9 protein-coding genes and 1 pseudogene are annotated in these 9,666 nt (G+C 40.9%); all 10 read right to left on the bottom strand.

The genetic code is table 11. The features are described 5' to 3' along the window. Positions 1-206 precede the first annotated feature (206 nt). Positions 207-1,112 (bottom strand): aquaglyceroporin Gla, encoded by a 906-nt coding sequence (gla, locus tag FJR73_RS08830; RefSeq protein ID WP_000348098.1) that lies wholly within the window; start codon positions 1,110-1,112, stop codon positions 207-209. Positions 1,113-1,289: 177 nt separating this feature from the next. After that, positions 1,290-1,541: pseudogene (locus tag FJR73_RS10470) on the bottom strand (IS5/IS1182 family transposase); the annotation flags it as partial. Between the two features lie 326 nt (positions 1,542-1,867). After that, on the bottom strand, positions 1,868-3,280 hold the full coding sequence (sufB, locus tag FJR73_RS08825) for a Fe-S cluster assembly protein SufB (RefSeq protein WP_000797050.1): 1,413 nt from the start codon (positions 3,278-3,280) through the stop codon (positions 1,868-1,870). 57 nt (positions 3,281-3,337) lie between these two features. Continuing rightward, a complete protein-coding gene (sufU, locus tag FJR73_RS08820; protein WP_140834526.1) occupies positions 3,338-3,778 on the bottom strand; it encodes a Fe-S cluster assembly sulfur transfer protein SufU in 441 nt (146 codons plus the stop codon). Further along, complete coding sequence (locus tag FJR73_RS08815; RefSeq protein WP_140834524.1) at positions 3,765-4,991, bottom strand: cysteine desulfurase; 1,227 nt, start codon at positions 4,989-4,991, stop codon at positions 3,765-3,767. The genes sufU and FJR73_RS08815 overlap by 14 nt, the downstream gene beginning before the upstream one ends. Before the next feature lie 10 nt (positions 4,992-5,001). After that, positions 5,002-6,264, bottom strand: coding sequence for a Fe-S cluster assembly protein SufD (gene sufD, locus FJR73_RS08810; protein ID WP_140834522.1), 1,263 nt, complete (start codon positions 6,262-6,264; stop codon positions 5,002-5,004). Between the two features lie 27 nt (positions 6,265-6,291). Then, positions 6,292-7,062 (bottom strand): Fe-S cluster assembly ATPase SufC, encoded by a 771-nt coding sequence (gene sufC / locus FJR73_RS08805; protein ID WP_000114489.1) that lies wholly within the window; start codon positions 7,060-7,062, stop codon positions 6,292-6,294. Positions 7,063-7,212: 150 nt separating this feature from the next. Further along, on the bottom strand, positions 7,213-7,407 hold the full coding sequence (locus tag FJR73_RS08800) for a DUF3272 domain-containing protein (RefSeq protein WP_001081602.1): 195 nt from the start codon (positions 7,405-7,407) through the stop codon (positions 7,213-7,215). Positions 7,408-7,434: 27 nt separating this feature from the next. Then, entirely contained in the window at positions 7,435-9,090 is a 1,656-nt protein-coding gene (gene dnaX / locus FJR73_RS08795; RefSeq protein WP_140834521.1) for a DNA polymerase III subunit gamma/tau, read from the bottom strand. Beyond that, positions 9,090-9,587: a GAF domain-containing protein gene (locus FJR73_RS08790; protein WP_140834519.1), complete on the bottom strand. Its 498-nt coding sequence runs from the start codon at positions 9,585-9,587 to the stop codon at positions 9,090-9,092. Before FJR73_RS08790 ends, dnaX begins: the two co-directional genes overlap by 1 nt. Positions 9,588-9,666: the final 79 nt, after the last annotated feature.

Raw genomic sequence — 9,666 nt, 5'->3', positions numbered from 1 at the left:
TTGGCTTGAACACCTTTATTGTATCGCGTTTGGAGTTTTTTGGGTATAACCTTCGACGCGCACCCGCATAGCGGGTGGTTTTTTTGTCTCGCACCTAACGGAGCGAGACGGACTAATAGTCACATAAAAAAAGAAAGGACAAAATTTGCCCTTTCTAGATCTTATCTTTGCTTCAATCCATTACAATGGATAAAGAACTCAATTTCTTATAGGTAAAGGAATTTGAAAACAGCTACTGCTGCAATTGCTGCTGCGATAGGTGCTACTACTGGTACCCAAGAATACCACCATTTTGAATCACCTTTGTGCTCACCAAGAACTGATTTTGGAAGGAAAGCATGAAGGAGACGTGGACCAAAGTCACGGGCTGGATTCAAGGCAGGTCCTGTAGGTCCACCAAGTGATGTTACCAAGGCCATAACGAGGAAACCAAGTGCCAAATGAGCAATTCCAAGACCTGATGTCATAAATGGAGCTACTTGTTCTTTAGCTTGTTCAAGTGCTGCTGTTACTTGTTCTTGAGGAATTGTTTGACCTTGAGTAGTTGCTTGAGCAACTTGAGAATTGATAGCCGCTTGCGCTTTTGACACTAGTTCAGCACCAAAGAAGTGTTTAGTTAAACCAAGCGCTGCAAAGAAAAGGACAAATGAACCAACAAACTCGTTTACAAAACCATTAACAGTTGCTGCAAAGCGTGATTCTTTTGAACCATTATCCAAACTTGAAATTGTTGAGAAAGTACCCAAGATGTTGTTTGGATTTTCAGTTTTCAAGTAGTATGGGCGGTGTGTTACCACAACCAAGGCTTGGCCAAAAATAGCACCCAAAACTTGTGCGACGATATAAGGCGCAACTTGTGCCCAAGGGAATAGACCGCTGACTGCAAGTCCAAGAGTGAAGGCTGGGTTGATGTGGTTTCCAGATACGTTACCAAACATCAAGGCAGGAATCATAACCCCCATACCGTAACCAACAGCGATAACGATCCAGCCACTTTGGTGACCTTTCGTACCTTTAAGTTCAACGTTGGCAACTGCACCATTTCCAAGAACGATCAAAAGAGCAGTGGCCAAAAATTCAGTGGCATATTTAATTGCCCATGTGAAATCCATTTGATAGATTCTCCTTAAAATTTTTTAGACAATCATTATTCTATCAATTTTTACATCTTTTAGCAACTACTTTCCTGAAAGATTATGACAGAAAACGGTTCCAAATCTTATAAACTAATCTTTGTTTTCAAGATATTACCAATTCATTAGGTTATCTGTGCTAGTCTGATTCTTTTATGTCAATTCCTTCTGATGCATGGTATAGGGAATAAGAAGTATCTTTCATCATTCACAAATAAAAACATAGTTTTATTCGCTACCATAACCTACATCCGCCACAATATATTTGAATAAGTATAGGGTTTGAATTGATTAGAGAACGGGTTTCAAAGTGCAAGTGTCTGTTGGATTAAGAAAAATATCAAAATAAAGAACATACTTGCTATTAGTAGCCCCTTAGACATTATATCCTGCCTTGAACTGACTACTTTATATATTGTATTACTTCGTCCTCACAACAATATATCAAAAGTCAAAAGCGTTTAGAAAAACTCTATATTAAATTGAAGTAAGATATGAACAAACCGATTAGTAATACTCTTCGAAAATCAAATTAATTTCTAGAAATATTTTAGCAACCGAGGTGTACTATTATAGATTCATTCCGCTATATTTCATGAGAAAACGCATAATATCAAGTTTTTGGGGCACCTGATATCATGCGTTTTCTGTTCTTAAAATATTTTTTCTCAGTCTCTTTTTGTTACAAGTTCATCTTCAAAGTTCTTGATTTTGGGTAAATCTAAAATCAAATTTTACCCAACTGATCCTTCCATTTCGTAGCTAATCAAGCGGTTAAGCTCAACGGCATATTCCATTGGAAGCTCTTTTGTGAAAGGCTCTACAAATCCCATGACAATCATCTCAGTTGCCTCAGACTCTGATAAACCACGGCTCATGAGGTAATAGAGTTGTTCTTCTGAAATCTTAGAGACCTTAGCTTCGTGTTCCAAAGCAACTTGCGAGTTATGAATTTCATTAAATGGAATAGTATCTGATGCTGACAAGTCATCCATGATAATGGTATCACATTCAATGTGGGAAACAGATTTCTTAGAGTTCTTGTTAAAGGTGACCTGTCCACGGTAGTCAACCTTTCCTCCGCCTTTAGCGATGGATTTAGACACAATAGACGAGCTAGTATGTGGAGCATTGTGGATCATCTTAGCACCCGTGTCTTGGTGTTGCCCTGCATTGGCAAAGGCAATAGAAAGCATAGTCCCACGCGCCCCTTCTCCATCTAGGTAAACAGATGGGTATTTCATAGTCGTTTTGGCACCCAAGTTCCCATCAATCCACTCAACAGTCGCATCTTTTTGAGCTTTAGCACGCTTAGTAACCAAGTTATAAACGTTATCAGACCAGTTTTGGATGGTTGTATAACGCATATAAGCTCCATCCAAGGCAAAGATTTCTACGATGGCGGCGTGCAAGCTGTTACTTGAATAAGTTGGCGCTGTACATCCTTCTACGTAGTGGACACTTGCTCCCTCATCAACGATAATCAAGGTACGTTCAAACTGACCAGTATTTTCGTTATTGATTCGGAAGTAAGTTTGAAGTGGAATATCCACTTTCACACCTTTTGGTACATAGATAAAGGTTCCACCTGACCATACTGCCGAATTGAGGGCAGCCAACTTATTATCTGTTGGTGGTACCAACTTAGCAAAGTACTGTTTAAACAAGTCTGGGTATTCCTTGAGGGCAGAATCTGTATCTGTAAAGATAATCCCCAATTTTTGGAACTCTTCTTTCATATTGTGGTAAACCACTTCTGACTCGTACTGGGCAGAGGCACCAGCTAGATAAGCACGCTCAGCTTCAGGAATCCCGATACGTTCAAAGGTTTCTTTAATTTTTTCAGGAACGTCATCCCATGAACGAGCTGGTTTATCAGATGGTTTTTGGTAATAAATCAAGTCATCAAAGTCAATCTCTGATAAGTCTGCTCCCCAAGTTTGCATGGGCATTTTTTTGAAGGTTTCATAAGACTTCAAACGGAATTCTAACATCCACTCAGGTTCTCCCTTAGCAGCTGATAGTTCACGAATGACATCTTCATTCAATCCTTTTCCTGTCGATAGGACAGGCTCTACATCATCATGGAAACCAAATTTATATTCACCAAGGTCAATTGGTTTTGGTTCTACTCTTTCTTCAGCCATAATATCCTTTCTTTCATTCTTCATTTCTACTGATTCATAAGACAAAAGAAACTTGCCTTACTTATTTTCTTGATTTTCAATTGTTTTCTTAAGGGCATTCCAAGCTAGAGTTGCACACTTGATTCGTTGAGGAAATTTGGCAACGCCTGACAAGAAAGCAGCATCGCCAAGACTATCTTGTCTGCCATCTTTTTGCCCTTGAACCATTTCAGAAAAAATAGTCGCAAGTTCTAAGATTTCTTGTTTGGTCTTTCCCAAAACTGCATCTGTCATCATGCTCGCAGAGGCAGTCGAGATGGTACAGCCTGAGTTTAGAAAAGCGATATCCTCCAAGCGGTCATCTGCATCAAACTTGACGGAGAGATTGATAACATCTCCACAGGTCGGATTGTTGAGACTGATTTGTTCAGCGTCTTCTAACTTCCCTTGGTGATGTGGATTTTTCGAATGGTCTGCTACCACTGCCATATAAAGGCTATCTAGTTTAGAAAGTGCCATTGAAAAACTCCTTTGTCTTTTGTAAGGCATCGACTAGCTTGTCGCAATCTGCCTTGGTATTGTAGATATAAAAACTCGCACGAGCTGTTGCTGAAACTTCCAAATATTGGAGCAAAGGCTGCGCACAGTGGTGACCCGCACGAACAGCCACTCCTTCATAATCCAAAGCAGTCGCAAGGTCGTGAGGATGAAGGCCCCCTAGGTTAAAAGCAATGACACCCGAGCGTTGAGCCAAGTCCTGCGAACCATAAATAGTCAATCCTTCAATAGCTTGCAGTTTTGGATAGACATAGGCGATTAATTCTTGTTCATGAGATTCAATGGCATCCATACCAATGTTTTCAAGATAATCCACGGCAGCTGCAAGGCCAATCGCACCTGCCATGTTAGGAGTTCCAGCCTCAAATTTCCAAGGTAATTCCTTCCAGCTAGCAGACTGCTCATAGACGAAATCAATCATTTCACCGCCGAATTCAAGAGGTGACATTTGTTCTAGATACTTTTCTTTGCCGTAAAGAACACCAATACCAGTTGGACCAGCCATCTTATGACCTGAAAAGGCAAAGAAGTCCACATCCAAGTCCTGAATATCAATCTTCATATGAGGTGTAGATTGAGCGCCATCCACCACCATGATAGCTCCAACTTGGTGGGCCAATTGAGTGATTTCTTTGATTGGATTAACCACACCAAGAACATTTGAAGCGTGAGCTAACGAAACAAACTTGACTCTATCAGTCAATTTAGCTCGCAAATCATCCATATCTAGAGCCCCGTCCTTGAGATAGACATAGACAAGCTCTGCCCCAGTCTTGCGACAGGCTTCTTGCCATGGAATGATATTGGAATGGTGTTCCATGATAGAAATCAAGACCTGGTCTCCCTCAGTCAAGACTTCCTCTGCAAAGCGCGCCACCCAGTTAAGACTGGTTGTCGTTCCTCTGGTAAAGAGAACTTCCTTTGTAGAGCCTGCATTGATAAATTTACGAATTGTTTCACGAACCGCCTCATAAGAAGCTGTCGCCCTTTCTGCCAAGGTATGAACTCCACGGTGAACATTGGCATTATCCTGTTCATAGTAGCGGTTAATCGTCTCCAGAACTGCTAGTGGTTTTTGTGTCGTCGCAGCATTGTCCAAATAGACCAATGGTTCATCGTTGACAATCTGGTCTAAAATTGGAAAATCCTTGCGAATAGCTTCTGCATCTAACATAGGCTTCCCCTTAGCGTTTTGACAATTTTTCTTCGATCGTCGCAATCATTTCATCACGAACTTCCTTGACAGGGATCTCAACGATAACGGATCCAAGGAAACCACGAACAACCAAACGTTCTGCAGTGGCTTTGTCAAGTCCACGGCTCATAAGGTAGTACATATCTTCTGGATCCACTTGTCCGATAGACGCTGCATGCCCTGCAGTAACATCATTTTCATCAATTAAAAGAATTGGGTTGGCATCGGAACGTGCTTGGTCTGAAAGCATGAGAACACGGCTTTCTTGTTGGGCATCTGCTCCCTTAGCACCCTTGATGATGTGGCCAATACCATTGAAGGTCAAAGTTGCTTTTTCAAGAATTACTCCATGTTGCAGGATATTACCGATAGAGTTGCAACCATAGTTAGTTACTCGAGTATCAATCCCTTGCACCTGACGACCACTTGAAAGAGCTACGACCTTGAGGTCTGCATGGCTACCATTTCCAAGTAGGTCACTATCAAAGTCAGCGACAACATTTCCTTCGTTCATGACACCGATAGCCCAGTCAATACTTGCATCGTTGCCCAATTTACCTCGGCGGCTAATGTAGGCAGTGACATTCTCACCAAGACGATCAATTGCAGCAAATTTCACTTGAGCACCAGAACGAGCAATGACTTCTACAGTGATATTGGCAGTTGCTTTGGCACTACCCTCACCACGAGATTCCAAACGTTCCAAATAGCTAATCTTAGAGTTTTTACCAGCGATAATCATAATATGTTTGTTAAACGGCACATCGCTATCGCTGTCTTGGTAGAAAATACCTTCGATTGGCTTTTTAATCTCAACATTATCAGGAATGTAGAGAACAGCACCACTGTTGAAATAAGCTGTATGGTAGGCTGCCAACTTGTCATCGTCATACTTGACAGATGACATGAAGAATTCTTCTACGAGTTCTGGAATTTCTTCTAAAGCTGAATGGAAGTCTGTAAAGACAACACCCTGTTGAGCCAACTCAACTGGAATTTGCTCAAAAACAGTTTGAGTTCCTACTTGTACCAACTTCAAGTGGTTATCTAGTGCAGTGAAATCTGGAACATTTGCTGATGGCTCACTTTCTCTAATCGTTCCATCACCCAGATTCCAACGGTGGAATTTGACACGCTCAATAACTGGTAATTCCAAAGTCTCAATCTTGTCAAAAGCTTTTTGACGGAGATCAGCCAACCAGCTTGGTTCAGCGTGCATTTCTGAAAAAAGTTGAATATTTTCTTTAGTCATTTACTTCTCCTAAAAGATACGAGGGAATTACAATTCTTCCTTGTAGTCGTAGCCAAGTTCTTCAGCTAGTTTTGCGTATCCTTCACGTTCCAAACGCGCAGCCAATTCTGGACCACCAGAAAGGACAACACGCCCTTCCATCATCACGTGTACCACATCAGGTGTGATGTAGTTCAAAAGACGTTGGTAGTGAGTGATGATCATAGCACCAAAACCTTCACCACGCATGGCATTGACACCTTTAGACACAACTTTAAGAGCGTCAATATCAAGACCAGAGTCAATCTCGTCCAAAAGTGCAAATGTTGGTTCCAACATCAAGAGTTGAAGAATTTCATTACGTTTTTTCTCACCACCAGAGAAACCTTCGTTGAGGTAACGCTCTGCCATTTCTTCTTTCATGTTAAGCAATTCCATTTTTTCGTCTAGCTTAGTGATGAACTCGCGAACTGAAATCTTCTCATCGTCTTCTTTCCCCGCATTCATAGCGGCACGAAGAAACTCAGCGTTGGTAATTCCAGGAATTTCTGACGGGTATTGCATTGCAAGGAAAAGTCCCATACGCGCACGCTCGTCCACTTCCAACTCAAGGATATTTACGCCATCAAACAAGACTTCACCTTTAGTAACCTCATAGTTAGGATTTCCCATGATAGCGGCAGAAAGAGTCGATTTACCAGTACCATTTGGCCCCATGATAGCGGCGATTTCGCCTGTTTTCAGGGTCAGGTTAACCCCTTTTAAAATTTCTTTTCCTTCAATCTCAACGTGAAGATCTTTGATCTCTAATACTGACATGATAGTTCCTTTCTTTTTCAAGGCCTTTGCAGTACTTACTAGAAACATACTTAATTTCCCTAGAAAATACGGTAAAAGGTCAATAAATATACTTTTATAGTATAACAAAAAAAAGCCTAAAAGGCTTTGATTTTGTCTAGAAGCTGAGGATTAGTCTTTTCCTTTTAAATGTTGGTCAATGACATCTACAATCTTGCCCATCAAATAACTAACTCGAAAATTTCTAAAGAGCAAAATGGCCCAAAAGGCTGCCATAATATAGCGACCAGTCATCCAGGCTTCATTGAAAAAATAGGTCTCAGCAGCTGTAAACAGCGCTATGATAATAAATTGTTGTCTATTCATAAACTTATTGTATCATGAAATCTTTCTTTAGTCTTCCTCTACCTTCACTTTATCAGCCAAAAATTCAAATCCTTCTGGTATCAGACTTTCTTCTGCTTCTTTTTCAGCTTGAGAAGATTTAGCTTTAGCTGAAAAGGCTGCGCGAACTTCTTTCCATTCCTCCATGGAAATAGCTAAAATCTCGGGTGAAAAACCTGCTGCCTGACTGAGGATGTTGCCAAACATGGTGTTAAGATTGTCTCGTTTCATGGTTTGACCAGCATTGAAGTTAGACTCAAAAGCAAGAATAGCGTGGTGTTCATTGGCCGCAACCGGTTGAGATCCAACTAACAGAGCCTTATCAGGTCCACCTAGACTTTCAATCACCTCTCCCCAGGCATTCTGCAAGCGAATCAGATTTTGACGCGCTAAATCAGGATTTTCGACGGCCTCTTGTAAGATAGATTGAACTTTATTGCGATCCACACGATAGACGGTCTTGCCTGCTGCTGGACGACTAGGAACTGGATTTGTTGGCTTAGCTACAGTTCCCACATTTGCAAGTTCTTGTTTGAGACGTGCAATTTCCTGTCTCAGTGCAGCAATTTCATGTTCAACCGCCCCTGAAAGAGCTGGTTCGGGCTTAATCTCCGCCAAACGGATGGTCATCATCTCAGCATAAATCTTGGGTTGCAAACTAGACTTAATATCTGCTAAACTAACTGTCGCCAAACGAATCATTTCAAACAAATTTTCTTGATGAATTGCCAAATTCTCCACAAAGACTGGACTATGATGAGTGTTTTCTCCCCCTGTTTGAACAATTAACAAATCTCTTAAATAGTGCAAAAGGTCGGTCACAAAACGAGTCATGCTCTTACCATTCTCAAAGAGAAGATTTAAGCAAGCTAAGGCTTTGGGAACATCCTGCTGAGATAAGGCAGCCACATAATCATCCAAGGCTGACAGACTAATAGTTCCTGTAATTTCTTCAGAGATGGCAGTCGTCAACTCATTTCCCTGTGTCAAACTCAGGGCTTGATCCAAAATTGACAAGGCATCCCGCATCCCACCTTCAGCCCGTCTAGCAATGATTTCCACAGCCTCTGGTTCAGAACTGATATTTTCTTTTTCTAAGATATAGTGGATATGTTCCTTAATATCCTGTGTCTTAATTGATTTAAATTCAAAACGTTGTACACGAGATAGAATAGTGGCAGGAATCTTGTGCAATTCAGTAGTGGCCAAAATAAAGACCACATTCTGTGTTGGCTCTTCCAGAGTCTTTAGGAGGGCATTAAAAGCCCCTGTAGATAGCATGTGAACCTCATCTATGATATAAACCTTATAACGGGCAAGGCTAGGGGCGTAGGTAGATTTATCACGAATTTCACGAATTTCATCTACCCCATTATTAGAGGCCGCATCCATTTCAATGACATCTTCTAAACTACCATCTGTCACTGCCTGACAAATATAGCAGTTATTGCAAGGCTCACCACCCACTTGATTGGGACAGTTCATAGCTTTGGCAAAAATCTTAGCTACACTGGTCTTTCCCGTTCCACGAGGACCTGAAAAAAGATAGGCATGACTTATTTTCTCTTGTTCCACTGCTTGTTTAAGAGTCTTGGCCACAACTTCCTGTCCAACCAACTGGGAAAAGTTTTGACTTCTATATTTTCGATAAAGTGCTTGATACATTAGGCTTTCTCCCCAAACATTGTAAAGTCCCATTCTGTCTTTTCAAGCAAAATAGCGACAAATTGTTCCAAATAATCTCGATCCATAGCATCATAATCATCAACCTCTGAAGAATCAAGATCCAGAACTCCAAGCAATTGACCATTCTTTATCATCGGCACAACAATTTCACTTTTAGCACTACTATCACAAGAAATATAGTTAGGATAGGTCGTCACATCTCCAACCAGAACAGTTTCCTGAAAGTGAGCTGCCTCACCACAAACACCCTTGCCTAGCGCAATACGGATGCAGGAAACACCACCTTGGAAGGGACCTAAAATCAATTCCTCTCCATCGAACAAATAAAAGCCTGCAAATACAGTATTAGGAAAACGTGATTTTAAAAGAGCACTGGCGTTGGAAAGATTAGCCAAAACATTACTTTCACCTTCCAATAAAAAAGAGAGCTCTTCATTTAACATTTGATAACGTGATTGTTTTTCTGATTCTAACATAGAACTATTATATCAAAAAAGCCTTACAGACAAAAGAAAAATCCCTTGTTTAGAAAACAAAGGACTTTGTGAATTTTCA

It is taken from the genome of Streptococcus sp. D2, assembly GCF_006385825.1.
In the GTDB taxonomy this organism is placed as follows: Bacteria; Bacillota; Bacilli; order Lactobacillales; family Streptococcaceae; genus Streptococcus; species Streptococcus shenyangsis.
The sequence above is the reverse complement of the archived record's forward strand: the minus strand, read 5'-3'. Positions and strand labels throughout refer to the sequence as shown.

Coding starts and splice junctions, on each gene's coding strand:
- FJR73_RS08815 (WP_140834524.1), bottom strand. CDS start 4,991: ATGTTAGATGCAGAAGCTATTCGCAAGGATTTTCCAATTTTAGACCAG.
- sufB (WP_000797050.1), bottom strand. CDS start 3,280: ATGGCTGAAGAAAGAGTAGAACCAAAACCAATTGACCTTGGTGAATAT.
- sufD (WP_140834522.1), bottom strand. CDS start 6,264: ATGACTAAAGAAAATATTCAACTTTTTTCAGAAATGCACGCTGAACCA.
- sufU (WP_140834526.1), bottom strand. CDS start 3,778: ATGGCACTTTCTAAACTAGATAGCCTTTATATGGCAGTGGTAGCAGAC.
- dnaX (WP_140834521.1), bottom strand. CDS start 9,090: ATGTATCAAGCACTTTATCGAAAATATAGAAGTCAAAACTTTTCCCAG.
- FJR73_RS08800 (WP_001081602.1), bottom strand. CDS start 7,407: ATGAATAGACAACAATTTATTATCATAGCGCTGTTTACAGCTGCTGAG.
- gla (WP_000348098.1), bottom strand. CDS start 1,112: ATGGATTTCACATGGGCAATTAAATATGCCACTGAATTTTTGGCCACT.
- FJR73_RS08790 (WP_140834519.1), bottom strand. CDS start 9,587: ATGTTAGAATCAGAAAAACAATCACGTTATCAAATGTTAAATGAAGAG.
- sufC (WP_000114489.1), bottom strand. CDS start 7,062: ATGTCAGTATTAGAGATCAAAGATCTTCACGTTGAGATTGAAGGAAAA.